Annotated in this window: 22 protein-coding genes and 1 tRNA gene; 13 read left to right on the top strand and 10 right to left on the bottom strand. The window is 71.9% G+C overall.

Annotation, left to right across the window (positions count from 1 at the left end; all coding sequences use genetic code 11):
• Positions 1–151 precede the first annotated feature (151 nt).
• Positions 152–2,869 carry a TonB-dependent receptor gene (locus tag H2038_RS11010; protein ID WP_292112935.1) on the top strand — a complete coding sequence of 906 codons (2,718 nt, stop codon included), beginning with the start codon at positions 152–154 and terminating at the stop codon, positions 2,867–2,869.
• Between the two features lie 56 nt (positions 2,870–2,925).
• On the top strand, positions 2,926–3,327 hold the full coding sequence (locus tag H2038_RS11005) for a hypothetical protein (RefSeq protein ID WP_292112932.1): 402 nt from the start codon (positions 2,926–2,928) through the stop codon (positions 3,325–3,327).
• 244 nt (positions 3,328–3,571) lie between these two features.
• Here H2038_RS11005 and H2038_RS11000 read toward each other — a convergent pair whose 3' ends face one another.
• The 4 genes from H2038_RS11000 to H2038_RS10985 form a co-directional block, all read right to left on the bottom strand.
• Complete coding sequence (locus tag H2038_RS11000) at positions 3,572–3,883, bottom strand: hypothetical protein (protein ID WP_292112930.1); 312 nt, start codon at positions 3,881–3,883, stop codon at positions 3,572–3,574.
• 115 nt (positions 3,884–3,998) lie between these two features.
• Positions 3,999–4,274: a DUF2312 domain-containing protein gene (locus H2038_RS10995; RefSeq protein ID WP_292112928.1), complete on the bottom strand. Its 276-nt coding sequence runs from the start codon at positions 4,272–4,274 to the stop codon at positions 3,999–4,001.
• Positions 4,275–4,414: 140 nt separating this feature from the next.
• Complete coding sequence (ykgO, locus tag H2038_RS10990) at positions 4,415–4,540, bottom strand: type B 50S ribosomal protein L36 (RefSeq protein WP_045655953.1); 126 nt, start codon at positions 4,538–4,540, stop codon at positions 4,415–4,417.
• A 120-nt stretch (positions 4,541–4,660) separates the two neighbouring features.
• On the bottom strand, positions 4,661–5,053 hold the full coding sequence (locus H2038_RS10985; protein ID WP_292112924.1) for a hypothetical protein: 393 nt from the start codon (positions 5,051–5,053) through the stop codon (positions 4,661–4,663).
• 381 nt (positions 5,054–5,434) lie between these two features.
• Between H2038_RS10985 and H2038_RS10980 the strand changes: the two genes are divergently transcribed.
• The 7 genes from H2038_RS10980 (at position 5,435) to H2038_RS10950 (ending at position 12,908) form a co-directional block, all read left to right on the top strand.
• Positions 5,435–6,715, top strand: a complete 1,281-nt coding sequence (locus H2038_RS10980) for a lytic murein transglycosylase (RefSeq protein ID WP_292112922.1) — start codon at positions 5,435–5,437, stop codon at positions 6,713–6,715.
• Between the two features lie 139 nt (positions 6,716–6,854).
• Positions 6,855–7,727, top strand: a complete 873-nt coding sequence (locus H2038_RS10975; RefSeq protein ID WP_292112920.1) for a MoxR family ATPase — start codon at positions 6,855–6,857, stop codon at positions 7,725–7,727.
• A gap of 105 nt (positions 7,728–7,832) precedes the next feature.
• Positions 7,833–8,714, top strand: a complete 882-nt coding sequence (locus tag H2038_RS10970; RefSeq protein ID WP_292112917.1) for a methyltransferase type 11 — start codon at positions 7,833–7,835, stop codon at positions 8,712–8,714.
• A 107-nt stretch (positions 8,715–8,821) separates the two neighbouring features.
• A complete protein-coding gene (locus tag H2038_RS10965) occupies positions 8,822–9,415 on the top strand; it encodes an HD family hydrolase (RefSeq protein ID WP_292112972.1) in 594 nt (197 codons plus the stop codon).
• 2 nt (positions 9,416–9,417) lie between these two features.
• Positions 9,418–10,374: an NAD regulator gene (locus tag H2038_RS10960; RefSeq protein WP_292112915.1), complete on the top strand. Its 957-nt coding sequence runs from the start codon at positions 9,418–9,420 to the stop codon at positions 10,372–10,374.
• An 83-nt stretch (positions 10,375–10,457) separates the two neighbouring features.
• Positions 10,458–10,547: transfer RNA gene (locus tag H2038_RS10955), tRNA-Ser, on the top strand.
• 222 nt (positions 10,548–10,769) lie between these two features.
• Positions 10,770–12,908, top strand: coding sequence for a TonB-dependent receptor (locus H2038_RS10950; protein ID WP_292112913.1), 2,139 nt, complete (start codon positions 10,770–10,772; stop codon positions 12,906–12,908).
• Positions 12,909–12,932: 24 nt separating this feature from the next.
• On the opposite strand, the gene H2038_RS10945 is transcribed toward H2038_RS10950, so the two are convergent.
• Together H2038_RS10945 and H2038_RS10940 are read right to left on the bottom strand one after the other, a co-directional pair.
• Positions 12,933–14,159, bottom strand: a complete 1,227-nt coding sequence (locus tag H2038_RS10945; protein ID WP_292112910.1) for an acetate/propionate family kinase — start codon at positions 14,157–14,159, stop codon at positions 12,933–12,935.
• The gene (locus tag H2038_RS10940) at positions 14,156–15,124 is read right to left on the bottom strand and encodes a bifunctional enoyl-CoA hydratase/phosphate acetyltransferase (protein WP_292112970.1); all 969 of its coding nucleotides are present in this window, start codon (positions 15,122–15,124) and stop codon (positions 14,156–14,158) included. The genes H2038_RS10945 and H2038_RS10940 overlap by 4 nt, the downstream gene beginning before the upstream one ends.
• A gap of 199 nt (positions 15,125–15,323) precedes the next feature.
• Between H2038_RS10940 and H2038_RS10935 the strand changes: the two genes are divergently transcribed.
• Both H2038_RS10935 and H2038_RS10930 read left to right on the top strand, forming a co-directional pair.
• Positions 15,324–16,091 carry a glucose 1-dehydrogenase gene (locus H2038_RS10935; RefSeq protein ID WP_292112907.1) on the top strand — a complete coding sequence of 256 codons (768 nt, stop codon included), beginning with the start codon at positions 15,324–15,326 and terminating at the stop codon, positions 16,089–16,091.
• A gap of 35 nt (positions 16,092–16,126) precedes the next feature.
• The gene (locus H2038_RS10930; protein WP_292112905.1) at positions 16,127–16,609 is read left to right on the top strand and encodes a pyridoxamine 5'-phosphate oxidase family protein; all 483 of its coding nucleotides are present in this window, start codon (positions 16,127–16,129) and stop codon (positions 16,607–16,609) included.
• A gap of 190 nt (positions 16,610–16,799) precedes the next feature.
• Here the strand turns inward: H2038_RS10930 and H2038_RS10925 are convergent, their stop codons facing one another.
• The 4 genes from H2038_RS10925 to H2038_RS10910 all read right to left on the bottom strand — a co-directional run bounded on the left by H2038_RS10925 (position 16,800) and on the right by H2038_RS10910 (position 24,237).
• Complete coding sequence (locus tag H2038_RS10925; protein WP_292112903.1) at positions 16,800–18,020, bottom strand: efflux RND transporter periplasmic adaptor subunit; 1,221 nt, start codon at positions 18,018–18,020, stop codon at positions 16,800–16,802.
• Positions 18,021–18,030: 10 nt separating this feature from the next.
• Positions 18,031–20,415, bottom strand: coding sequence for an FtsX-like permease family protein (locus H2038_RS10920; RefSeq protein WP_292112901.1), 2,385 nt, complete (start codon positions 20,413–20,415; stop codon positions 18,031–18,033).
• Entirely contained in the window at positions 20,412–21,176 is a 765-nt protein-coding gene (locus H2038_RS10915; RefSeq protein WP_292112898.1) for an ABC transporter ATP-binding protein, read from the bottom strand. The genes H2038_RS10920 and H2038_RS10915 overlap by 4 nt, the downstream gene beginning before the upstream one ends.
• A 202-nt stretch (positions 21,177–21,378) precedes the next feature.
• Positions 21,379–24,237 (bottom strand): pitrilysin family protein, encoded by a 2,859-nt coding sequence (locus tag H2038_RS10910; RefSeq protein ID WP_292112895.1) that lies wholly within the window; start codon positions 24,235–24,237, stop codon positions 21,379–21,381.
• 209 nt (positions 24,238–24,446) lie between these two features.
• On the opposite strand from H2038_RS10910, the gene H2038_RS10905 reads away from it, so the two are divergent.
• Both H2038_RS10905 and H2038_RS10900 read left to right on the top strand, forming a co-directional pair.
• On the top strand, positions 24,447–25,025 hold the full coding sequence (locus H2038_RS10905) for a sigma-70 family RNA polymerase sigma factor (RefSeq protein WP_292112891.1): 579 nt from the start codon (positions 24,447–24,449) through the stop codon (positions 25,023–25,025).
• Positions 25,000–25,938 (top strand): FecR family protein, encoded by a 939-nt coding sequence (locus H2038_RS10900; RefSeq protein WP_292112888.1) that lies wholly within the window; start codon positions 25,000–25,002, stop codon positions 25,936–25,938. The genes H2038_RS10905 and H2038_RS10900 overlap by 26 nt, the downstream gene beginning before the upstream one ends.
• Positions 25,939–25,964 lie beyond the last annotated feature (26 nt).

Below are 25,964 nucleotides of genomic sequence, written 5' to 3'. Positions count from 1 at the left end.
TTCTGAACGAAAGTTCATTGGCGCCGCGACCGCCGCCGGTCGATGACGGCGTGTGCCGCCGCGCGATCGGCAACCGAAGGTTTCATCGCTGAAACGCGACGGAAAGGCAGGCGCGGGACGTTAGCGGTTCGTACCTCCCCGGGATTCGCCGATGCTGCTCGTCACCACCGCCCTGTCCGGCCTCATGGCCGGCGTCATCCAGACTGCGCCGCCGCAGACTCCGCAGACGCCGCCGACGCCGGCGGCCGGGCAGGAAGCGCGGCCGGCCACGGCGCCGGACGACGCCTACGATCTGGGCACGGTCTCGGTGACCGGCACACGCCCGCGCGGCAGCGTCGACACGGACATTCCGCCGGACGTGACCCTGACGGCCGACGAGATCATGGCCTACGGCGCGTCGGACATCGCCGAACTGATGACCTATCTGGAGCCGATCACCCGCAGCTCCAGCGGCCGCACCGACCTCCAGCCGGTCTTCCTGGTCAACGGCCGCCGCATCTCCGGCTTCCGCGAGATACGCGGCATCCCGACCGAGGCCATCGAGCGCACGGAGATCCTGCCCGAGGCCGTCGCCGTCCAGTTCGGCTACCGGCCCGAGCAGCGGGTGGTGAACTTCGTGCTCAAGGCCGACTTCCGCTCGACGACCTTCGAGGTCACCGGGCGCGTTCCGACCCAGGGCGGCCGCACCACGGGCGAGGTCGAGGCCGACCTGCTGCGTATAGCCGGCGCCAACCGATGGTCGCTGGATGTCGAGTACGAGCGCTCGACCCCGCTGTATGAGTCCGAACGGGATATCGTTCGCGACGGCGGCTCGACGCCCTACGACCTCGTCGGCAACGTGTCCGGGAACCCGTTCGGCGACCCGATCGACCCCGCCCTGCCCGGAGACGCGACGCCCGTCCCTGACGGCCTGACCAGCCCCATGCTCGCCGACTTCGTCGCCGCCGCCGGCGACCCGCGCACCGGCGACCTCGGCGCCTACCGCACCCTGCTGTCGGCCTCCGAGCGCGCCCAGGTCAGCGGCACGATCAAGCGCGACCTGAACAGCACCACCCAGGGCACCCTGAGCGCCAGCGTGGAGGACACCTCCAGCCGCAGCTTCAACGGCCTTCCCGGGGTCACCCTCGGCCTGCCGGCCGCCAATCCCTTCTCGCCCTTCGCCGACGACGTCCTCGTCCACCGCTTCATCGACGACGCCGCCGCGCTGGGCCGCGAGACCGACCGGCTGCAGGCCGAGGTCGGCTTCGTCCTTGACGGCTTCATCGGCGAGGCGTGGCGCTGGACCGCCACCGGCGAATACACCCGCACCGAGAGCGACACCGTCACCGGCCGCGGCTACGGCGCCGACCCCTTCCAGGCCCGCCTGACCGCCGGCGACCCGACCGCCAGCCCGTTCGGTGCGCTGGACCCGGCCGACTTCGCCCGCATCGCCAACGACACCGCGCGGTCCGTGTCCCAGCGCCTCGACACCGAGCTGGTCCTGACCGGCGACGTGTGGGCGCTCCCGGCGGGCGACGTCAGCTCGACCTTCACAGTGGGCGCCGACAGCCTGTCGCTGGACTCGACCAGCACCCGCGGCGGCGTGACCGCCGACCGCCGCCAGTCGCGCGACCGTCTCAGCGGCCAGAGCAGCTTCAACTTCCCCATCGCCAGTCGCCGCAACGAGGTCCTGCCCCTGCTCGGCGACCTCTCGGTCAGCGTCGACGCGGGTTTCGAGGACCTGTCCGACTTCGGCGGCCTGTCGACCTTCGGGACCACCGTCAACTGGTCGCCGATCGAGAAGCTGTCCTTCCTCGCCAGCTGGACCGACGAGCAGGGCGCCCCGACCATCAGCCAGCTCAACGACCCGCTGATCGCCACCCCCAATGTGCCGGTGTTCGACTTCCGCACCGGCGAGACCGTACTGGTGACCCGGTTCACCGGCGGCAACCCCGACCTCGACGCCGACGACCGGCAGGTGGTCCGCATCGGCGGCACCCTGCGCCCGCTGACGGATACCGACCTGTCGCTCAGCTCGACCTGGACGTGGAGCCGCACCGAGGACGAGATCGCCTCCTTCCCGGCCATCACCCCCGATCTCGAGGCCGCCCTGCCCGGCCGGTTCGAGCGCGACCCCGACGGCAACCTGGTCTCCATCGACGCCCGGCCGCTGAACTTCGAGCGCTACGAGCGACAGGACCTGCGCACCGGCCTGAACTTCTCGCGGGCGTTCGGCACGCCGACGCCGCGCGCCGAAGGCGAGGGCGCGCGCGGGCCTGCGGGTCCCGGCGGCGGCGCGCCGATGGTGATCCGCATGGAAGGCGGCGGCCCGCCCCCGGGCGGCCCCCCCGGCGGCGGCGGCCAGATCCGCATGGGCGGCGGCGGCCGCGGCGGCGCGATGCAGCCGGGCCAGGGCCGTTTCAATCTCTCGATCTATCACACCTGGCGAATCCAGGACGAGATCGTCATCGCCGACGGCCTGCCGGTGCTCGACCTGCTCGACGGCGCCGCCACCTCGGCCCGCGGCGGCAGTCCGCGCCACGAGATCCAGGCCATGGGCGGCGTCTTCCGCAACGGCCTCGGCTCGTTCGTCATGGCCAACTGGCGCCAGGGCACCCGCGTCGATGGCGGGACGGGCCCGGATCTGGAGTTCTCGGACCAGCTGACGGTGAACCTCAACGTCTTCATGGATCTCAACCAGCGCACGTCCTGGGTCGAGCGCTTCCCCTGGCTCGCGGGCTCGCGGATCCAGTTCGGCATCCAGAACCTGTTCGACAGCCGGCCGGAGGTCACCACCGCCGGCGCCGACGTCCCCCTCAACTACCAGCCCGACTATCTCGACCCCGAAGGCCGGACGGTGCGGCTGACGTTCCGCAAGATCCTGTTCTGACGGAACGGCTGTCCGGGGGCCCCGTTGATCCTGCAACGGATCAAACGGAGGCCCCGATGGGCAAGTCGAAGAAGAAGAAGCAGGCGGTCCTGCCGAAACGGATCGCCGGGGTGAAGGTCCCCAAGGGCCTGCGCAAGGGCCGGGCGGGCCGGTTCCTCGCCTCGCCCATGGGGATCGCCCTCGTCTCCGAAGCCGCCGTCGCCGCAGGCGCCTGGGCGGCCGGCAAACAGGCCCGTCCCGGATCGGCGACGCGTCGCTTCGCCGACCACCCTCTGGACAGCCTGTCCCGCCTCGCCGATGACGCCCGCCTGCGCGGCAGCGCCTCGACCGAGGCCCTGCGCGAGGCGTTCGCCGCCGCGTCGGCGGCCTTCGCCGACACCCTGCGGCACAGCGCCGACGTCGTGGACCCCGCGTCCCCAAAAAAAGCCGCGGCCCGCGAGGCGGCGCGGGCCAGCTGATCCCTGTCCCCTGCGACCCGGCGGCCGCCTCGCCGCCGGCTCCGGTCGAGCGATCCCATCCTGTCCGCGACTGGGCCGCACGCCAGGCGGCGCGCGCCCTCCGCGCCCGTGCGCGCCGGGAGGCCCGCGAGCTGTCCGACGCTCCCCGTACGGGCGTGGTCTGGCCGTGGACGCGGCGCCCGGGCGGCGGGGGCGACCAGACCCTGCGGGCCTTCATCCAGATCAACGTCCTGCCGCGGCCGCGCTAGGCCTTCGGGCGCCGTCCCCAGCGCGGGCGCGGCGCCTCGCCCTTCGCCTTGGCGGCGATCTCCTTGAGTTTGCGGCCCTGCATCGCCGACAGCGCCTGTCCGGGCGCGCCCAGTTCGGGGTCGCCGAAGGCGCGGCCGTGGGTCTTCACCCGCTCACTGACCGAGTCGAGGAACTCCCCTTCCCACTCGGACAGGGGCACGCCTGCCTTCTCGGCCGTCCGCCGCGCCCGCTTGAGCGCATTCAGCGCCGCCCGCTGCGCCGCCTTGCGCTGGGCCTCGAAGGGGGAGAGCGGCGGCTTGCGTTTCACGGGCGGGATGAGGGATCAGGGATGAGGGATGAGGCGGCAGTCAGGCCGTGGCTAGGGCATGCTGATCCCTGATCCCTGATCCCTCATCCCTCATCCCCTGGCGGCGAAGCCGCCCTCAGACCTCTCCGAGCGCCGACAGGTAGAGGTCGAGGATCGCCTCCTCCTCCTGCCGCTTGGCCTTGTCCTGCTTGCGGATGCGGATGACCTTGCGCAGCGTCTTGACGTCGTAGCCCTCGCCCTTGGCCTCGGCGAAGACCTCCTTCATATCGGTCATCACCGCCTGCTTGTCCTCCTCGAGCCGCTCCAGCCGCTCGATGATGGTGCGCAGCCGGCCCTGGGCGGTGGCGGTCAGCACCTCGGGCGAGGCGTCGAAGGCGGCGTCGTCGGCCATGGCGGGAACTCCGGTCAGAAAGGTTGGAAACGGCTAATCACGTCGCGCCCCGGCGCGGAAGGCCGGACGCGAAAAAGGCTGCGGACAACATCCGCAGCCCTGTTCATTTCAGACCGCGCCGCGACGGGCGCGAGACCGTGTCAGCCCTGCTTGGCCTTGAAGCGCGGGTCGGTCTTGTTGATCACATAGACCTTGCCCTTGCGGCGCACGACCTTGCAGTCGCGGTGGCGGGTCTTGAGCGACTTGAGCGAGCTGCGGACCTTCATGGTCGTCGGGCCTCGGAAAAGCGAAAACAGAAAAGCCGCGAGGCGGACCTTGCGGCGGGAGCGGTGCCTATAGAGAGGCGTGCGCCCGTCGTCAACCGGCGAAGCCGTGTCCGCCGCGGTCTACCGTCGCGCCGGAAGGCCCGACACCGATGAGTCGGTGATCGGCCCTTCCACGCGGGCGATGCAGGTCAGGGGGAAGGTGTCGGTCCGGACGACCCGCACCCTGGCTTCCTCTCCCACGCAGATCCGCTCGCCGACCCCCCCGGTCGGTTCGAGCGAGAGGCTGGTGACCCCGCGGCCGAAGCAGGCGCCCGGCCCGGACAGGCGGTAGACATAGCCCTGATTCGACCGGACGTAGGTCGAGTCGTCCGGCGTGCTGAACGTATGGATCTGGCTGGCCCGGAAGCACTGGCCGGTCGCAGCGGTCATGTGGCCCGAGGCTTCGCCTCCGGTCCCCACGGGCGCGCACCCCGCGAGGGCGAGTCCGGCGATGACGGGAAGAAGCAGTCGCATGGTCGGTCTCCACAGCTTCCTGGGACAACCACCATACCCTTTTCCGGTGTCCCGGTCTGCGGCCGGCCGTTCCGCGCCCGGACACGAGCCGCCGCGCGGCGAGCGATAGCGCTCCCAAGAAGGTTGGAGGCCTGGCCTCCGAGTCGAACGGAGGGATTGCGGGGTTGCACCCCCGCCGCGTTGCCGCTCCGCCACCAGGCCGCTGAGCGCGCGGATTCCCTAGGCCGGCGCGCATTTCCGTCTCAAGAAAATTGAGGGTTAACGACGCTGGGCGGCGAAATTTACGGCAACGCTTTCTCCATCCGGGCGCTGTATGCCGCTCAACCGGACTCGCGGACTTGTTATGAGGCCTCGTCCGGCCGGGAGATTACCTTGCGAATCATGCGTCTCAGCCTCCGCCTTCTCCTGATCGGAACCGTCGCCGCCTGCGCCCCCATGCTGCCGGAGGCCCCGCCCCTGCCGGGCGCGGCGCCCGTTCCGGCCCCGCCGACGCCGGCGCCGCCGGCCCCCGAACCGGTCCAGCCGCCGGCGGCCGACGCCGCCGATCTCGCCGGTTTCGAGGGCTGGAAGCAGGGCTTTCTCGCCCGCCACGGCGGCGTCCGCCGCGCCGCCTACGAGCGCGAGCTGCAGGGCCTCGTCCCCGACCCGTCGGTGATCCGCCTCGACCGCAACCAGCCCGAGTTCAGCCGGCCCGCCGGCGCCTACGTCCAGAACGCCGTCACCGCCACCCGCATCGCGCAGGCGCGCCAGCGGGTCGACCGGGTGCCGTGGGAGGTGGTCCAGCGCTTCGGCGTTCCCTCGGAGATTCTCGTCGCCATCTGGGCCCAGGAGAGCGCCTTCGGCCAGGTCCAGGGCGACCTTGACGTGATCCGCTCTCTGGCCACCCTCGCCTTCGACGGGCGCCGCCGCGACTGGGCCGAGGCCCAGCTGAAGGACGCCCTGGACATCGTCGTCGACGGGCGCCGCGCCCGCGCCGGGCTGAAGGGCAGCTGGGCCGGGGCCATGGGCCAGACCCAGTTCATGCCCGACAACTACCTGCGCCTCGGGGTCGACCAGACCGGCGACGGCCTCGTCGACATCTGGGGCTCCGACGCCGACGCCCTCGCCTCGGCCGCCAACCTGCTGGCCCAGGCCGGCTGGAAGCGCGGCCAGGCCTGGGGCTATGAGGTGATCCTGCCGGCGAGCTTCGACTACGCCGACGCCGAGGGCCCGCGCCATCCGTGGTCGTACTGGGCCGCCCGCGGCGTCCGCCTGGCCCACGGCGGCGCGCCGACCGCCGCCGAGGCCGCCGAGGAGGCGACGATCCTCCTGCCCCAGGGCGCTCGCGGCCCGGCCTTCCTCGCCCTGCCCAACCACTATGTCATCCGGCGCTACAACAACTCGGTCAGCTACGCGCTCGCCATCGGCCTCACCGCCGACGGGATCCAGGGCAAGCCCGGCCTCGTCGGGACCTGGCCGGATGATCCGCCCCTGTCGCGCGAGCAGCGCATGGGCGCCCAGCGCGCCCTGACCGCCCTCGGCTACGACACCCAGGGCGTCGACGGCGTCATCGGGGCCAACACCCGGGCCGCCCTGCGCCGCTGGCAGCAGGCCAACGGCCGACTCGCCGACGGCTACCTCACCGCCGACCTCGCGGACGAACTGATCCGCCGGGCGGGGTAGGCGGCCGGGTCCGCCTCCCCCCATGCGGGGGCGCGAGACGCGGCGATGCCGGACGGTGAAAGCCGCTGCGCCCTCTGTCTGATCGTTGTTAACCCGCCGCGGCTTCGCTACGCCTGTCCCCTCACCATCCGGAGCCGCCATGACCCGCGCCAGCGACCGGTTCGAGGGCACCTCGAACTACATCGCCACCGACGATCTGAAGATCGCCGTCAACGCCGCCGTGACTCTCGAGCGGCCGCTGCTGATCAAGGGCGAGCCCGGCACGGGCAAGACGGTGCTGGCTTACGAGATGGCGCGGGCGCTCGGCGCGCCCCTGATCACCTGGCACGTCAAGTCGACCACCAAGGCGCACCAGGGCCTGTACGAATACGACGCCGTCTCCCGGCTGCGCGACAGCCAGCTGGGCGAGGCCCGGGTCCACGACGTCCGCAACTATCTGAAGAAGGGCAAGCTGTGGGAGGCCTTCACCGCCCCCGTCCGGCCGGTGCTGCTCATCGACGAGATCGACAAGGCCGACATCGAGTTCCCCAATGACCTGCTGCAGGAGCTCGACCGGATGGAGTTCTACGTTCACGAGACGGACGAGACCATCCGCGCCGAACGCCGGCCGGTGGTGGTCATCACCTCCAACAACGAGAAGGAGCTGCCGGACGCCTTCCTGCGCCGCTGCTTCTTCCACTACATCCGCTTCCCCGACGCGGAGACGATGAAGGCCATCGTCGAGGTCCACTTCCCCGGGCTGAAGCCGCGTCTGGTCTCGGAGGCGCTGAAGACCTTCTACGAGATCCGCGACACCCCCGGGCTGAAGAAGAAGCCCTCCACCTCGGAGCTGCTCGACTGGCTCAAGCTGCTGATGGTCGACGACGTCGATCCGGAGGTGCTGCGCGAGAAGACGCCCGGCAAGCTGATCCCGCCGCTCCACGGCGCCCTGCTCAAGAACGAGCAGGACGTGCACCTGTTCGAGCGCCTCGCCTTCCTCGCCCGCCGCGAAGGCGGCCGGCCCGGCGCGTAATCTTCCGCCCCGCCGTGAACGCGGCGCGGCCACGCCGGTTACCGCGATTTCACTGGCTTTGCCGGTCGTTCGGCTCACCATAGGACGCGTACAAGGACATCTCCCATGTCGTTCCGCCCGCTTCTGTTTCCCGCCGTCTGCTGCGCCGCCGCCCTGACCGCCGCCTGCGACGGCGACAGCTCGGTGCGCATCTCCTCGACCCGCACGACCGAGGATGGCGCCGGCAAGGGGGTGCTCAAGGTCGTCGAGGCCCTGCAGTGCCCGCAGGTCCAGGGCTCCCTGACCCGCAAGGGCACCGCCACCGCCGGCGGCACGGTGTGCAGCTACGTCGGCCCGCGCGGGACCGAGGTCAGCCTGCATCTGGTGGCGCTGGACGGAGACACGCCCGCCGAGGCGCTGAAGGCCTTCGAAAACCGCCTGTCGGGGCACCTGCCGCAGGCCGTGGCCGGGCTCCAGGCCGCGGCCGACGAGGCGAAGCAGGACGCCGCCCGCGCCGGGGCGGACGCCGCGGCCGACGGCTCCGCCACGGCGGAAGCGACGGCCGGAAAGGGCGACCAGGCCTCGGTCCGCGCGCCCGGCGTCGCAGTTGACGCGAAAGGCGACGACGCCACGGTCCGGCTGCCGGGCCTGCACATCGAGACCCGCGGCGAACAGGCCAGCGTGCGCATCGGCGGCTTCCACATCGACGCGGACGACGGCGCCGGCGCGGTCGACATCGAGGGCGGCGCCGACGGTGACAACGTCAGCATCCGCGCCCGCAACGACAGCGCCGAGATCCGCGCCAACGCCGCCGGCGAGGCCACGCGGGCCAGCTGGATCCTGACCGACAACCGCCCCTCGGCCGAGGGCTGGCGGCTGGTCGGTTACGAGGCCCGCGGGCCGGTCGGCGGTCCGCTCGTGGTCGCCACCGTCCGCTCGCGCGATCGCAACCGCGGCCGCGCCTTCGAGGACGCCAAGGACCTGGTGACCCTCAACGTCGGGGAATGAGGGCCTTGATCGTCGCGGCCGGATGGGTCACCTGACCGCCCCAGCGACAGGAACCCGCCTTGGCCGTCACGCCCCGAACCGCAAAAGCCCCGCGCGCCTGGCAGCGCATGCTGTCCGGCCGCCGGCTCGACCTGCTCGATCCCTCGCCGTTCGACATCGAGATCGAGGACATCGCCCACGGCCTCGCCCGCGTCGCCCGCTGGAACGGGCAGACCACCGGCGAGCACGCCTTCTCGGTGGCCCAGCACAGCTGCGTGGTCGAGGAGATCGCCGCCCACATCCGCCCCGGGCTGGAACCGAAGTGGCGGCTCGCCGCCCTGCTGCATGATGCGTCCGAATATGTGATCGGCGACATGATCTCGCCCTTCAAGTCGGCCCTGGGCGTCAACTACAAGGCCTTCGAGGCCCGGCTGGAGGCGGCCATCCACCTCCGCTTCGGCCTGCCCCCGAAGAATCCGGTCGAGATCAAGACCCTGATCAAGAAGGCGGACCGCGCCTGCGCCTTCTTCGAGGCCACCCAGCTGGCGGGCTTCACGAAGAAGGAGTCGCTCGGCCTGTTCGGCGCCCCGCCGGCCGGCTACGACCTGGTCATCGAGCCGCTCCCGGCGCCGGTGGCGCAGCAGCGCTACCTCGAGCGCTACCGCGTCCTGGCCGAGGCCGTCGGCCTGATCCCCGCCCCCGACGCCTGGCACACGGAGTGACCATGGACGCCGCGCCGCCAGAGTCGATCGGAGCGGCCGGCGTGCGCATCGGCCTGTCGGCGGTGGTCATCGCCCTGCGCGACGGCGTCGCCTGCGTCCTCACCACGCCGGGGATCGACGGCGCCGCCGCCCTCCCCTTCGGCCCCTTCGATCCGGTGCGCGACCGCACCTTCGAACTGGCCCTGCGCGCCTTCGTCACCGCCCAGACCGGCTTCCGGCTCGGCTTCGTCGAGCAGCTCTACACCTTCGGCGATCTCGGCCGCGACAGTCCCCGCGCCACCCCGGGGCCCGAGCGCCGGCGGGAGGTCTCGATCGGCTATCTCGCCCTCACCGCCGACAGCGCCGACGCTCCCCTCGCCGGGGCCCGCTGGACCCCCGTCCTCGACGTCTTCCCGTGGGAAGACCGCCGTGACGGTCCCGCCGCCTGTCTGCCGGCCATACTCGAGGCGCTCGCCGCCTGGGCGGGCGGCGACCCGCGCCGGCAGGCCCGCGTCGACGCCCTGTTCGCCGCCGGCCCCGACGCCCGCTGGAACGAGAGCCGGGTGCTGGAGCGTTACGAGCTGCTGTACGAGGCCGGGCTGGTGGCCGAGGCGGCCCGCGACCGCGACCTGCCGCCGCCGCCGGTCGTGTGCGGCCGGCCGATGGTCTCCGACCACCGCCGCATCCTCGCCACCGGCCTCGGCCGCCTGCGCGCCAAGCTGCGCTACCGGCCGGTGCTGTTCGACCTGATGCCGGAGACCTTCACCCTGTCCGGGCTGCAGGCCGCCGCCGAGGCCGTATCGGGCCTGTGCCTGCACAAGCAGAACTTCCGCCGCGGCGTCGAGCGCACCGGCCTGGTGCGGCCGACGGGCCGGCTCTCCGTCGCCACCGGGGGCCGCCCGGCCGAGCTGTTCCGCCTCGCCGACGGCGACCTGTCGGCCGCCGACGCCCTCGGCCTTCCCCTGCCCGCGCAGCGCTGACGAAAATCCGCGCCCCCCGCTTGCGGCGCGGCCCCGCTCCGACTAGTTAGGCGCTCCGTTCGACCAGAGACGTTCGGCCCCGCGGAGAGGTGGCAGAGTGGTTGAATGTACCGCACTCGAAATGCGGCGTACGTGGAAGCGTACCGGGGGTTCGAATCCCCCCCTCTCCGCCATCTCTTTTCCCGAAATATATCCATAGCTTGACGCCCCGCCGAACTCCGGCGTCTGCGGCGCGCGGACCTGTGTCGCCCACGGCGGACGCCCGTGGGGACCGACCCGCTGTGGCGAAAAGGCCCCGATGCCGTCGGGGCGCCGCCCCCCTCATGCGTTCGCGGTTGCGGAGAGTTATAGTATAACGTAAGCCGCATCCCGAACATCAGTCAGGGCATCGTTTCATGCACAGCCGCGCCGCTCTTCTTTCCGCCGCCAGCCTCGTCAGCCTCGTCGGCGCCAACAGCGCGCTCGCGCAGTCCGCGCCGTCCCACGATCCCGACGCGGCGCACCTCGAGGACATCGTGGTCACGGCGGATCCCCTCGGCCGCTCGCCGTCGGACGTGATCGCCAACGTCGCGCTCATCCACGGCGACGACCTGGTCCATCGCCGCCAGGGCACGCTCGGCGAGACGCTCAACGGCGTGCCCGGCGTCAACTCCGATCCGTTCGGCGGCGGCGCCAGCCGGCCCGTGATCCGCGGCCAGACGGCGCCTCGCGTCCGCGTCCTGACGGACGGCGCGGCGATCATCGACGCCTCGGAGGTGTCTCCGGACCACGCCATCACCGGCGATCCCCTGCTGCTCGAAGGCATCGAGATCCTGCGCGGCCCCAGCGCCCTGATCTATGGCGGCGGCGCCATCGGCGGGGCGGTCAACCTGCTGGACAAGAAGGTGCCGAGCCGCGCGCCGGAGGACGGTTTCGACGGCGTGATCGAAGGCCGCCTCGGAACGGCGGACGAGGAACGAAGCCTCGTCGTCGGCGCGACGATCGCCGCCGGCCCCCTCGCCTTCCGTTTCGAGGGCGTCGACCGCCGGACGTCCGACTATGACGTTCCGCGCTTCCTGCCGCACGACCATGAACATGAGGACGAAGGGGAGGAGGACGAGGATCACGAGGAACATGAGGAGGCCGAGGCCTTTGATGTTCTCGCCGGTTCCTTCAGCGAGTCCCGGACCCTCACCGGCGGCGTCTCCTGGATCGGGTCGCGGGGCTATCTCGGCGCCGCCTACACCGAGCAGACCAGCGACTACGGCCTGCCGGGCCACGCCCACCAGTACGAGGACTGCCATCCGCACGGCTCCAGCCTGCACTGCGGCTCGCACGACGAGGACGAGGACGACCACGACCACGACCACGGCGACGAGGAGGGCGACATCCCCGTGGTCGATCTGGTCAGCCGCCGCGTCGATGTCCGCGGCGAGCTGAACGATCCGTTCTCCGGCGTCGAGCGCCTCCGCTTCCGCGGCGGTTACACCGACTACCAGCACGACGAGATCGAGGACGGCGAGGTCGGGACGACCTTCACGAACGAGGGCTACGACCTGCGGATCGAGGCGCAGCATGCGCCGATCGCCGGGTTCCGCGGGGTGATCGGCGGCCAGGCCAGCCGCAGCGATTTCGAGGCCAGCGGCGATGAGAGCTTCATCCCGCCGACGCGCACCGAGTCCGCGGCCCTGTTCATGGTCGAGTCGATCGACCTCGGCGACTGGAGCCTTGAAGGCGCCCTGCGGCAGGAGTGGCAGACGGCCAGCGCCTTCGACGGCGCCGTCCCGGCCATCTATCCCGACCAGGAGCACAGCCCCTTCTCGATCTCGGCCGGCGCGTCCTGGCGCTTCGCGCCCGACTTCCAGCTGTCACTGACCGCCTCCCGGTCGCAGCGCGCGCCGACGGTGCAGGAGCTCTACGCCCGCGGGGTCCACCTGGCGACGAACACCTATGAGATCGGCACGCTGGGTCTCGACGAGGAGACGGTCCTCTCACTCGAACTCGGCCTCGAGAAGACCGCCGGCGACACGACCTTCAACGTGAGCGCCTACCGCTACGACTACGACGGCTACATCTACGCCGACACCCTCGACCAGTTCGAGGACTTCCGGCTGATCCGCTACACCCAGGCGGACGCCGTCTTCACCGGGCTGGAGGGCGAAGTGACCCGTCGCTTCGCGCCGGGCCTCTCCGGCACGATCTTCGGCGACCTCGTCCGGGCGGAGCTGGACGGGGGCGAGGATCTTCCCCGCATTCCGGCCGCGCGCCTCGGGGGGCGTCTGGACGCCTTCCGCGGGCCGTGGTCCGGCGCGGTCGAGTACATCCGCGTCTTCGAGCAGGACCGGATCGCCGACTTCGAGGAGGCGACGCCCGGATACGACATGGTCAACGCCACCGTGGCCTACGATTTCCAGATCGCCGGCGCCGGGGCGCAGGTCTACGTCCGCGGCAGCAATCTTCTGGATGAAGTCGCCCTGAACCACGCCTCCTATCTCAGCGCCCTGGCCCCGCTGCGCGGCCGGAACTTCACCCTCGGCGTTCGCACGCGGTTCTAGGGCCGGGGCGGCCGCGCCGGCTTCTCACCGAATGCGGGAAGACGGCGCGCCGCCGGACAGGTGGCGGTCCGTTTCGGACGAGGCCGCCAGCAGGGCGGCCGCGCCCTGCGCGATGACCAGCTGCTCGTCCGTCGGGATGACCAGCACCTGCACGCCGCTGTCGGGCCCGCTGATCCGTCGCTCGCCCGCGGCGTTCGCCGCCACGTCCAGCCGGGCGCCGAGCCAGCCGCAGAGGTCGACGATGCGGGCGCGGATCGGGGTGGCATTCTCGCCCACCCCGGCGGTGAACACGAGCGTGTCCAGCCCGCCCAGGGCGGCGGCGAGAGAGCCGATCTCGCGCGCGATGCGATAGACATAGACCTCCAGCGCCTGACGCGCGTCCGGCGCCTCGCTGGCCAGCAGGGTCTTCATGTCCCCGCTCAGGCCTGACAGGCCGAGCAGGCCGGAGCGGTTATACAGCAGGTCGGTGAGGGCCGCGGCGTCCATGCCCCGGTCCTGCATAAGATACAGGATGACCCCCGGATCGAGGGCGCCGCTGCGCGTGCTCATCGGCGGGCCGTCGAGGGCCGAGAAGCCCATGGTGGTGGCGACGCTGCGGCCGTGGTCGAGGGCGCAGAGCGAGGCGCCGCTGCCGAGGTGGAGGACGACCGCCCGGCCGCCGGCCCGGGCCCCGTCCTGCGCCCGCAGCGCGCCGGCGATGTAGTCGTAGGACAGGCCGTGGAAGCCATAGGCCAGGACGCCCTCGGCGATCAGGTCGCGCGGCAGGGCGTAGAGACGCGCCGTCTCCGGCTGGCCGGCGTGGAAGGCGGTGTCGAAGACGCCGACCTGCAGCGCATCCGGAAAGCGGCCGGCCGCCCGCGCCACGCCGCGCAGGTTGAAGGGCTGGTGCAGCGGCGCCAGCGGCGCCAGCGTCTCGAGGCGCCTGAGGACGTCGGCCGTGAGGGCGGCGGGGGCGCGGAAGTCCAGCCCGCCGTGGACGATGCGGTGGCCGACGGCGGCGAGACCCTCGCTCCAGCCCGCGGCCTCCAGCCAGTCCAGCGTGCGGTCGAGGACGGCGTCCAGGCTGCTTGCGCCCGCCCAGGACTCGTCGGCGAGCGTCTCGTCGTCGACCTGCACCCGCAGGCGCGGGGCGGCGCCCAGCCCCGACACCTGCCCGGACAGCCGCAGCGGCAGCTCGGCCGTCGCCTCGTAGACCGCGAACTTGAGGCTGGACGAGCCGGCGTTCAGGGTCAGCAGGCGCGGCCCGCTCATCGCGCGTATTTCGCCGGCTTGTGCTGACTGACCAGGATCGCCAGGGCGCAGGAGGCGAGGCGCGACGCCGCGGGGTCGGACCGGCTGGTCAGCATGATCGGGACCCGCGCCCCCATGACGACGCCCGCCGACTGGGCGTTCGACAGGTAGAAGAGCTGCTTGGCCAGCATGTTGCCGGACTCGATGTCGGGCACGATCAGGATGTCCGCCCGGCCGGCGACCGGGGAGCGGATGCCCTTGGCCTCGGCCGCCGCTTCCGAGATCGCATTGTCGAAGGCCAGCGGGCCGTCCAGCACGCCGCCGATGATCTGGCCGCGGTCGGCCATCTTGCACAGGGCCGCGGCGTCGAGGGTGGAGACCATCTTCGGGTTCACGGTCTCGATCGCGGAGAGGATCGCGACCCGGGGCTCGGCGATGTCCATGGCGTGGGCGCAGTCGATGGCGTTCTGGACGATGTCGCGCTTGGCGGCCAGGTCGGGGGCGATGTTCAGGGCCGCGTCGCTGACCAGCAGCGGACGGGGATAGGTCGGGACGTCGAGCACGAAGACGTGGCTCATGCGCCGGTCGGTGCGGAGCCCCGAGGCCTGCGCCACGACCGCCTCCAGCAGTTCGTCGGTGTGCAGGGCGCCCTTCATGATCGCCGCCGCCTCGCCCCGCGCGGCCAGTTCGCACGCGCGCGTCGCCGCCTCATGGCTGTGTTCGACATCGATCAGGACCAGGCCGTCGAGGTCCAGGCCGGCGGCCGCGGCGGCGGCGCGGACGCGGGCCTGCGGCCCGATCAGCAGGGGCTCGATCAGCCCGCGGCGGGCGGCCTCGACCGCGCCGGTCAGGGACAGGGCGTCCACCGGATGGACCACCGCCGTGCGCAGGGGCGGCTGGGCCTCGGCCATCCGCATGAGGCGCTGGAGTTGGGCCCCTGCGGGAGCGGGCCCGGGCCCGGGGGAGACGGGATCTGCGAGGACCAAGGACGGCTCCAGCTGGCGACGCCCCGGCTCCGGGGCCTGACGACGGACGGTGCGGAGCACGCCCCGGAACCTGCGTTCGCGGGTCCGAACCTATCAGGCCGGAACGCCGCCGAATTGACCGACATCAACGACCGGGCCGCGCGGTGGATCCAGGATGCCCCGGCGTACCAGACCCGTCCATCAGACTGGAGGCCGAGCCATGAACCGCCTGTCCGACAAGGTCGCCGTCGTCACCGGGGCCGCTGTCGGCCTCGGCCGGGCCACCGCCATCCGCATGGCGGAGGAAGGCGCTTCCGTCGCCCTGCTCGATGTCCGCGAGGCCGAGGGGCTGGGGCTGATCGAGATGCTGCGCGAGCGGGGCCTGCCGGTCGCGTGGTGGCGCTGCGACGTCTCCAGCGAGGCCGAGGTCCAACGCACCATGGCCGAGGTCGTCGAACATTTCGGGCGCATCGACATCCTGGTCAACAACGCCGGGGTGGCGGGGGTCAGCAAGCCCACCCACGAGATCTCCGAGGCCGAGTGGGACCGGGTCCAGGCGATCAACGTCAAGGGCGTCTTCTTCTGCACCAAGCACGCCATTCCTCACCTGAAGCAGGCGGGCGGTGGCTCGATCATCAACCTGTCGTCGATCTACGGCCTCGTCGGCGGGCCCGATGTGCCGCCCTATCACGCCTCCAAGGGGGCGGTGCGGCTGATGACCAAGACCGACGCCCTGCTCTACGCCCCCGACCGCATCCGCGTGAACTCGATCCATCCGGGCTTCATCTGGACGCCGATGGTCGAGGCCCATCTGTCGGGCCAGGGCGACCTCGAACAGGGCCGCACGGCGACCGCGGCCCTGCACCCCCTCGGCCACCTCGGCGAGCCGGACGACATCGCCTGGGGCGCCGTCTACCTCGCCTCGGACGAGGCCAAATTCGTCACCGGTTCGGAGCTGGTCATCGACGGCGGCTACACCGCCCGCTGACCGGCGGCCGAATCCTCATCCAGCAGGAGCAGCCCATGGACCACGCGCTCAGACAGGAGATCATCGAGGTTCTGGAACAGGGGCGGGACCTGACGCTCGCCACCCTGCGGGCGGACGGCGCGCCCCAGGCGACCACCGTCAGCTACGTCAGCGACGGTCTGTCGATCTATTTCGGTTGCGGCGCCCGGTCCCAGAAGGCGAGCAACCTCGCCCGGGATGATCGGGTCTCTCTCGCCATCGACCTGCCCTACGCCGACTGGAACGAGATCCGCGGCCTCTCGCTGTTCGGGCGGGCCCGGCCGCTGACGGCGCCGGCGGACATCGAAGCGGTCGGACGGCTGTTCCGGGCGAGGTTTCCGCAGATGGCCGCCTTCGCCGAAGCGCCCTTCGACATGACGCTCTTCTGCATCACGCCCCAGGTCGTGTCCGTGCTCGATTACCGGAAGGGCTTCGGCCACACGGAACTGGTCACGGCGGCCGAACTGGAGACGGCCCCGGCGCAGGCCGCGGCGGGATAGACGCAGCCGCCCGCCGGACGGCCCGGCGGGCCCTTCTGAGGCGCTCTTGATCGGGATCGAGATCTTCCGCTTCGAGGCGTCGGCGTCCAGCGGCGCCGTGACGGTCAGCACCCCGTCCCTGAGGTCCGCCTTGATCCTGTCGGCCTTGACCGCATTGATCTGGCGCAAGCCGCCGCGGCCGCGCCGGGCCTCAGCGCCCGGCCGTGGAGCCGGACCGCATCCGGACCGCGGCGCCGTCGGTGACGGACTGCCCCGGATGCAGCACCACCCGTTCGCCCGGCTTCAGCCCGGCGCGGACCTCCGCCAGGTCGCCGTTGTTCTGGCCGATCTCGACCCGTTGCAGGCGGGCGCGGCCACCTTCGACCCGAAAGACGGCCCAGTGACCCTGATGCCGGAACAGGGCCGCCACCGGCGCCCGGACCACCGCCGCCGCGCGCCAGACCGTAACCGCCGCCTCGACGCGGTAGCCGTGGCCGACGTTCGCCCAGGCCGCGGGCGGATCGACCGGATCAATGATCACATTGACCCGCTGCTCCTCGACGCCGAGAGCCGAGACCTTGAGGAATCCATAGGGCTCGACCTTGCGCACCCGGCCCCGGACCGGCGGCCCGTCGCCCCAGGCGTCGATCATGGCGCTCGCCCCCGGGGAGATCCGCGCGGCGTCGCTCGAAAGCAGTTCGGCCACGACCTCGAGATCACCGGGATCCCCGATCTCGATGATCGGGGATCCCTGGGCGAGCACGCTCTCGCTCTCCTGCAGCACCCGAAGGACCCGCCCGGAAACCGGCGCGCGGATGGTCACGGCGCGGCCGCTCGCGCTGGCGGCGCCCGGCTCGATCAACCGCGCCCGGGCCGCCTCGAGCGCGGCTTGCCGCACGCCGACCCCGGCGCGGCTGTTGTCGACGGCGGCGGCGGCGGTGCGGACGTCGAGGCGGGCCCGGTCCAGGGCGCTCTGCGAGGCGACGTCCGCGGCGAACAGGGTCTCGGTCCGGTCGGCCTCCAGCCGGGCGTGCGCCAGCCGGGCCTCGGCCCCGTCCAGCTCGGCGCGCGCCAGCGTCAGGGCCGCCTCCGCCGAGCGGACTCCGGCCTCGATCTCCCGACGGGAACGTTCGTCCACAAAGGCCGCCGGCGCCGGCTGGATGACGGCGATCACGTCCCCGGCCCTGACGCCTTCGCCCGCCCGGTCGCCGATCCGCAGCAACCGCCCCGCGACCGGGGCGGAGACCACATAGAGGTCGCGGGCGCGCGTGCGCGCCTCGTCCTGCACCGCGACGGTCAGCGGGCCGCGGTCGACCCCGCCGATGTCCACCAGGACCGGTCGCGGCCGGAAGGCGAGAACCAGCAGCACCGCCAGCCCGAGGGCGGCGGCGACCCAGAACAGGGTCCTGAACCTCAAACTGGACCGGCTCATTGTCAGCGCCCTATTCCCCCGTCTTCAAGGCTTCGGCCAGGTCGAGGCGGTCGATCTGGCGGCGCACCATCAGGCTGGCGACGGCCGTCACGACCAGCACCACGGCGGCGGACACGCCGAAGGTCGCCGGCGAGACGGCGAACGGCAGCCGGAAGAGCTCCGAGCTCATCGCGCGGCTCAGATACCAGGCGAGGGCGGCCCCCGCCGCCGCGCCCAGCGGCAGGGCCAGCAACGTCAGAAAGGCCACCTCGCCGAGCAGGATGTAGGACACGTCCGCGCGCGAGAAGCCGAGCACCCGCAGCGAGGCCAGCTCCCGCTGGCGCTCGGCGAAGGAGATGCGCACGGTGTTGTAGACCACGCCGGAGGCGATCAGGCCGGCGAAGAGGGAGAAGATCAGGATCGACCGGCCCAGGTTCTCGTCGATCATCGCCGCGAGGCGTTTGACGGCGTCGGACTGGAGACCCACGCCGGCGACCGAGGGGATCTCCTTGAGGCGGCCATACAGCCGTCCTGTCCGGTCGGCGTCGACGGTGAGCCAGGCCCCCGACACCAGCGCCCCTTCCTCCAGCGCCCGGTTCAGGTCCTCGATCCGCATCCGCGCCCCCGAGCCGACATAGCTGGCGGTGACGGCCGAGACGGGAATCGCCAGCCGCGGCCGCCGGCCTTCCGTCACCTGCGCCTCGACGACGTCGCCGGCCTCGATCCGGAGTTTGGCGGCGAGGTCGCTGGACATGACCAGGCCGCCGGGGTGCGGCTGAACCGCCCGGCTGTGGATGTCGACCATACGCGAGAGGCTGCCGTCCAGCGGCGCCCCGGTGATCACCGCCCGCTCCTCGCGCGCGCCGTGGCGCAGCCGGACCGGAACGACCCGGAACGGCTCGGCGGCCAGCACCCCCTCCTCGCGGGCGAGACTGAACAGGGCCGCCCGCGAGCGGGGTTCGACGAGGTTCACCGACACGTCATAGGGGTTGGAGATGTCGAAGCTGGAATCGATCATCACCCTGATCCCGTCCCGCATTGAAAGGGTGCCGGTCAGCAGGGCGCCGGAGGCGGCGATGCCGGCCACCGTCAGGCCGGCGCGCCACGGCCACCGGACGATCTGGCGCAGGATCATGCGCGATTGCTGGTCGATGAACCGCATTCGCGTGATCCAGGCTCCCGCCGCCCGGGAATAGTCGGGCGGGGGCGCGGGGGTCATCGCTTCCGCCGGGTTCAGGGCCGCGGCGCGCCGCACCGCCAGGGCGGCGCCGCCCAGCACCGTCAGCATGGCCACCCCGATCACGGTCGCGTAGTCGGCCGGGTTGGCCTGGAACACCAGGAAGGGGAAGCGGTAGTATCGCATGTACAACTCCGCCATGCCGCGACCGAGCCAGATCCCCGCTGCGCCGCCGATCAGCACGCCCGTCGCCGCGATGACGGCGACCAGTTTGAGGTAATGGGCGATGATGTCGCGGTCGCGGTAGCCGAAGGCCTTGAGCAGCCCGACGCCGGCGCGCTGGACGGCGATCAGCCTTGAGACCACGACATTGACCAGGAAGGCCGCCACCAGAAGGAAGACCGGCGGCAGCACCCGCCCCATGGTGGCCAGCTGGTCGATCTCGCTGGACACGAAGGCGTCCGAGATCTGGTCGGCGCGTCCATAGGCTCCCGGCGCGCCCCAAGGCTCCAGGAGACGGTCCAGCCGGTCGATCACCGCCGGTTCGGAGGCGTCGCGGGAGAGCCGCACCACCGCCTCGTTGAAGGCCTCGTCCTGGTTGACGGCCTGGGCCAGGGCGCCGCGCCGCATCCAGAAGACTCCGTACAGCCTCTCGTCGGGAACGAACTGGCCCGGACCGATGGCGTAGACGTGCTCCGGCGACAGGGCGACCCCGACCACGGTCAGGCGCCGGCGGCCGCCGTAGAGGGTGACGGGAACCGTGTCGCCGATCTCCAGGCCGTGGGCGTCGGCGAAGGCCTGGAGCGCCACCGCCTCGTCCCTCTGTCCGACCGTCGGGAGGCGGCCGCGGAGCAGGTGGAGCCGGTTGACCGCCGCCTCGCCCGAGTCCGGCAGCGAGATGACCTCGCCGGTGGCGGGCGCGCTCATCCCCTCCATGGCGAACAGCGCCGGCGCCCGGATGCGGGTCGCCGCGGCCTGGACGCCCTCGATCGACCGTATGTCGTCGATCAGCCGCTGCGGCGCGCGCACCACGGGGGCCCACAGGTCCGCGAACAGATAGCGTTCGTAATAGGCCCGCCGGGTCTCCTGCAGCGAACTCAGCATGCCGGCGGCGAGCAGGTGGACCGCGACGCCCCCGGCCACGACGAAGGCGATGGCCAGCGCCTGGGTCTTCATGCGCCACAGCTCGCGCACCAGCTTGCGGTCCAGCGCGCCCATCCAGACCGGCAGCCGGTTCACCAGGAAATCTCCCCCGGGGACCGCTTGTCGGCGTTCTCGCGCACCTCGCGCACGCGTCCGTCGGCGAACACCACCACCCGGTCGGCGATGGCGGCGATGGCGGCGTTGTGGGTGATCAGCAGGGTCGTCGCGCCCAGACTGTCGTTGACGGTCTTCAGCGCCTCCAGCACCCGCACGCCGGTGGCGGAATCCAGCGCGCCCGTCGGTTCGTCGCAGAGCAGGACCGAGGGTTGCTTGGCCACGGCGCGCGCGATCGCCACGCGCTGCTGCTCGCCGCCGGACATCTGGGCGGGAAAATGATCCAGACGGTTCTCCAGGCCGACCATGGCGAGGGCGTCTTCCGGCCCCAGAGGGGCCTCGGCGATCTCGGTGACGAGGGCGACGTTCTCGCGCGCCGTCAGGCTCGGCATCAGGTTGTAGAACTGGAAGACGAAGCCGACGTGCCGGCGGCGATATTCCGTCAGCTGGCGCTGGTTCGCCCGGCTGATGTCCTCGCCGCGGAAGAGCACCTCGCCGGTGGTGGGCGTGTCCAGCCCGCCGAGGATGTTCAGGAAGGTCGACTTGCCGCTGCCGGAGGCGCCCAGCACCACAACCATTTCGCCGTCCGGCAGGTCGAGATCGACGCCGCGCAGGGCGTGCACCGCCGCCGGACCCGGATTGTAGACCTTGGTCACGGCCCGGGCGCGGAAACAGAGGCGGGGCTCCGCCGGGCCCACCCCGGGTGCGGCCGGAGCGCTCTGGATCGCGTCGCTGCGGGTCATCGGTCGGCTGAAGCGGTTGATGATCATTTCTCACGGCGAAGCGGCGGTGAACCGGGTCGCCGACGGCAGGCTTGGCACGCGGGTGACGCCGGAGCCGTGATCTGGATCAATCGGGGGTCTTGCTCCGCGCGGCCGGCTGCGGGGACGCGGGCGGGACGTGGCCGGCGGCCCGGGCGGCAGGAACGCCCGGGCCGCCGCCCCGTCAGGCCGAGGGGCCTTCGGCCTTGGGGGTGACGGTCGCCCGCCACGCCGTTTCCGGGCGCAGGTAGCGGCGGGCCAGTTCGCGGATCCGCCCGGGCGTGACGGATTCGAGATCGGGGATGGTGTCGAGGGTCTCCTGGACGGCTTCCGGCTTGATCGCCACATCCGCCAGCTGGCTCAGCCACCAGTAGTTTGCGTTCATGCTGCGCCGGGTGGACTCGATCATCGGCGCCCGGGCCCGCGTCAGTTCGTCATCGGAGATCAGGTTCTCGCGCAGGTCCGCGGCGATGGCGTCGACGGTCTCGAAGAAGGCGGGCAGGTTCCCGGGGGTGGTGGCCGCCTGCACCGACAGGTAGCCGTAGTCGGGGTAGGTGTCCGAGAAGGTCGAGCCCACCCCCGGCGAATAGGCCAGGGCCTGGCGCTCGCGGATCTCCGCCAGGGCGCGCAGCTTGACCACTTCGGAAAGCACCGCGATCTGCCGCGCCTCCGTCCGGTCGCCGATGACGTCGGTGGTCGGCCAGGCCACCACCCCGAGTCCCTGCTCCGGCAGGCCCTCATGGTGCAGGCGCACCGGCTCGGCGGTCGGATCCGGGAAGCGCCGCTCGCCGGCTCCCGGCGCCGGGGCGCCCGCCGGCCCCCGCGGCGGCAGGGCGCCGAAGGTGGCGGCGGTGGCGGCGATCGCCTGGTCGACGGTCACGTCCCCGACCATGGTGATGCGCACCGGGCCCTCCGACAGCAGCCGCCGGAGCTCGTCGCGATACGGCTCGATCGTCCAGGCCTCGACCAGCTCGGGCGGCGGCGGGGCCTTGCGCCGGTCCCCGCCGGCGAGCAGGGGACCGCCCTCCATGCCGAACACGCCGGCCGGCGTGGCGCGGCTCAGGGCCAGGGCGGCGGGGTAGTTGGCCTTCATCCGGTCGAACGGACCGCTGCGGAAGGCCGGATCGGTGAAGTAGGCGGCCATCAGCTGCATCTGCAGCTGGAGGTCCTCGGGACGGGTGCCGCCGTTCATGACGAAACGGTCCTCGGCCGTGCTGAGCCCGGCGCCGACCGATCGGCCGGTCAGGGCGTAGCTGATCTCGTCGCTGGTCATCTGTCCGAGACCGCCGGCCCGCAGGGTGCCGATCATCGACTGGCGCGGGTCTTCCCGATCCGGCGAGAAGGCCCGCTCGCCGAGGCCGGTCGCGACCATCACCTGGATGGCCTCCTCCTCGAAGTCGGTCGACTTGACCGTCAGCTCGACCCCGTTGGCGAAGCGGACCACGGTCGCGCCCAGCTCGGGAATCTCGCGGCGCTCCGCGACCGCGCCGGCCGGCCCGAAGTCGGTGTAGGGCCAGTCCATCTTCACCAGCGGCGTCGGCGCCGCGACCGGGGTGCGCATGGACGCCTCGAGGACCGCCGCGATGCGCGCCTCGCCGCCCTCGACCGGCTCCGGCGCGGTCATCAGCGTCAGCGGGCCGTCGCCCTCGAAGGCGGCGCGGATCGCCGCGTTGACCGCCTCCGCGGTGAGGCCGGCGACGGCGGCCTCGAACAGCTCCAGGTCGGTCCCGGGAGCGGTGAAGACGGTGTCGCCGTTGACCGCGCCCAGCAGGCCGTTGGCGAGATCCGTCGTCTGGCGGGTCGCGGCCGACTCGACCCGGTTCTCCAGCGCCGTGCGCCAGGTGTCGATCTCCCGCTGCAGCTCCGCCGGCGAGACCCCGTACTCGACCAGGCGACGGCGCTCCTGGTCCACGGTCTGCAGCGCCCGCTCCCAGTCCCCCGGCAGGAAGGTGGCCGACACGGTGGTGATGTGGATGCTGTCCAGCAGGTTGTCGGCGGTCACCGAGCCGGTGACGATCGGCGGGTCGTCGGCGCGCGACAGCTCTCCGAGACGCCGGTTGAGGACCGCAAAGCCCAGCGCCCGGATCAGGTTCTCGCGGCGCTCGGCGACGGTGTCGGGGTCGAGGTCCGGTTCGGACGACCACGCCAGGCTGACACTGTGCGGCAGGCCGGTCCCGACGATCAGCCGGGTCGCCGGAGTCCGCGGCAGGACCTCGCCCAGGTCGGGCTCCGGCCCGGCCGGACCGACCCCGCGCCAGTCGGCGAAGGCGTCGCGGATCTTGCGCTCCATGGCGTCGACGTCGAAGTCCCCCACGGCGATCAGGGTGGCGCGCTCCGGGCGGTAGTAGCTCCGGTAGAACTCGACGAACCGCTCGCGCGGCGCGGTGCGGATGATCTCCAGGTCGCCGATCGGCATGCGGCGGGTGATCTTCTGGCCGGGGGCCAGGAACTCGAGCTGCTCGCGACTGGCGCGGAACTGCGGCGTGTTGCGAAGCCGCTCCTCGCCCTGGATCACGCCGCGTTCGGCGTCGATGTCCTCCGGGTCCATCAGGGCCTCGGACACCTGCTGGCGAAGGATGTGCAGGGCGGTGTCGACGGTCTCGTCGCTCGAGCGCGGCAGCTGCAGCACATAGGCGGTCTGGTCGAAGCTGGTGAAGGCGTTGGTGTCGGCGCCGAAGGCCAGCCCGAGCCGCTCAAGGATCGCGACCAGCTCGGTCTCGGGGATGCCGGTCGTGCCGTTGAAGGCCATGTGCTCCATGAAGTGCGCCAGCCCCAGCTGGTCGTCGTTCTCCATCAGCGAGCCGGCGTCGATGCGCAGCCGCAGCGCCGCCTGGCCGGGCGGCCGGGTGGCGTGCATCACCGCGTAGCGCATCCCGTTGTCCAGCACCCCGAAGCGCACCGCCGGATCGGCCGGCACGTCGCTCGTCGCCTGGGGCCAAGGGTCCGACGGCGCCACCGGAGCCTGGGCGGCCGCGGGCGCGGCGGCGTGGATGGCCAGGACCGAGACGGCCGCGAGCAGCAATTGTCGACTCTTGATGCGCATTCTGATGATCTTCCCAGTGAGCGGGATTGCTCGTCCGCGTCCGCGCGCCGCAGCACATGCAGCGCCGCGGGAGCTCCCGGATCGCGAGGTTTTTCGGAAGACATCGGGGTGCGCAACTTACTCAAAAATAATGTTTGGAAGCCCAAGGAAATCCGGCCGCCGTTCGTCCTTGTGTTGAATACAGCATGAGGTTTCGCCGGGGCGGACATATGCGCGAAGACGCTCGACAACGGCTCGTCACCTGGGTGGCGACCTCGGTGATGCCGCACGAAGGCAGGGTTCGGGGCTGGTTGAGACAACGGCTGCAATCGCCGGAGGACATCGACGACCTGATCCAGGAGGCCTACGCCCGCCTTGCGGCGCTGGACCGCTTCGACCACATCGCGCGGCCGGACACCTTCTTCTTCCAGATCGTCCGCAACCTGCTGGTCGACCAGATTCGCCGCAGCCGGGTGGTCCGCATCGAGGCGGCGACGGAACTGGACGTCCCGTCCGTCTATGACGAGACGCCGACGCCGGAACGGATCGCCGGGGCCCGGCGCGAACTCGCCCGGGTGGGTGAGCTCATCGAGGGACTGCCGGAACGATGTCGCAAGGTCTTCACCCTCCGCAAGGTTGAGGGCCTGTCGCAGAAGGAGGTGGCCGAACGCCTCGGGGTCAGCGAGAGCGTGGTCGAGAATGAAGGCGCCAAGGGGATCCGGCTGATCCTCAGGGCGATGCGGGAGGAGACGGTCGATCCCGAATACCGAAGCAGGGTGCGAGATGAACGTGCGACAAAGCGCCAGTGAGATCGAGTCCGACGCCGCCCGCTGGGTGATGCGGATCGACCGGGAAGGCCGCTCCCCCGACGTGGAAGCGGACCTGAAGGCCTGGCTGGCGGGCGACAGCCGCCGCGCCGGCGCCCTGCTCCAGGCGGAGGCGGTCTGGAGCATGACCGACCGGGCGCGGCTGCTCGAGCCGGCGCCCCGCCGCGCGCCCTTCGGGCGGGTCCTCGCGGCGGCGGCGGCGACGGCGGCCGCGGTCGTTCTGGTCGGGGTGCTGCTGCTCGAACGGCCCGACAGCTACGTCACAGAGGTCGGCGAGGTTCGCCGGGTGCCGCTCTCCGACGGCTCCAGCGCCTCGATCAACACCGCCAGCCGCCTTGAGGTGGAGATGGGCGAACGCGTCCGCCGCGTCCGCCTGGACCGCGGCGAAGCCTGGTTCCAGGTGGCGAAGGACGCGGCCCGCCCGTTCCGCGTCGAGATCGGCCGGGTGCGCGTGGAGGCGGTGGGCACCGCCTTCTCCGTGCGCCGGCTGGAAGGCGGGGCCGAGGTCCGCGTGACCGAGGGCGTCGTCCGCACCTGGGTGGAGGGCGCCGCGCGGGCGCCGGTCGCGCTCGCGGCCGGGGCCGTCTCCATCGTCGACGAGCGGGCGGGACCGGCGACGCCCCGGGTGGAGCCGGCGGCCATCGACCGTGAACTGGCCTGGCGCGCCGGCCGCATCGACCTGGCCGGGGAGACGCTCGCCGAGGCCGCCGCCGAGTTCAACCGCTACAACGCGCGCCCGGTCGTGATCGCGGACCCCGCCCTGGCGGACGAGCGCCTCTACGGGGTGTTCCGGCTGGACGATCCGGAGAGCTTCGCCGCCAGCGTCGGCCTCAGCCTCTCGGCGCCGGTCGCCGCGGACGAGGCGGCGATCCGCATCGGCGATCCGCCCGGCTGAAGCCGGCGGTTCCGGCCGGACGGCGC

The sequence above is a fragment of the Brevundimonas sp. genome (genome assembly GCF_013912005.1).
GTDB lineage: Bacteria > Pseudomonadota > Alphaproteobacteria > Caulobacterales > Caulobacteraceae > Brevundimonas.
This window is presented reverse-complemented; position numbering and strand designations above follow the sequence as displayed.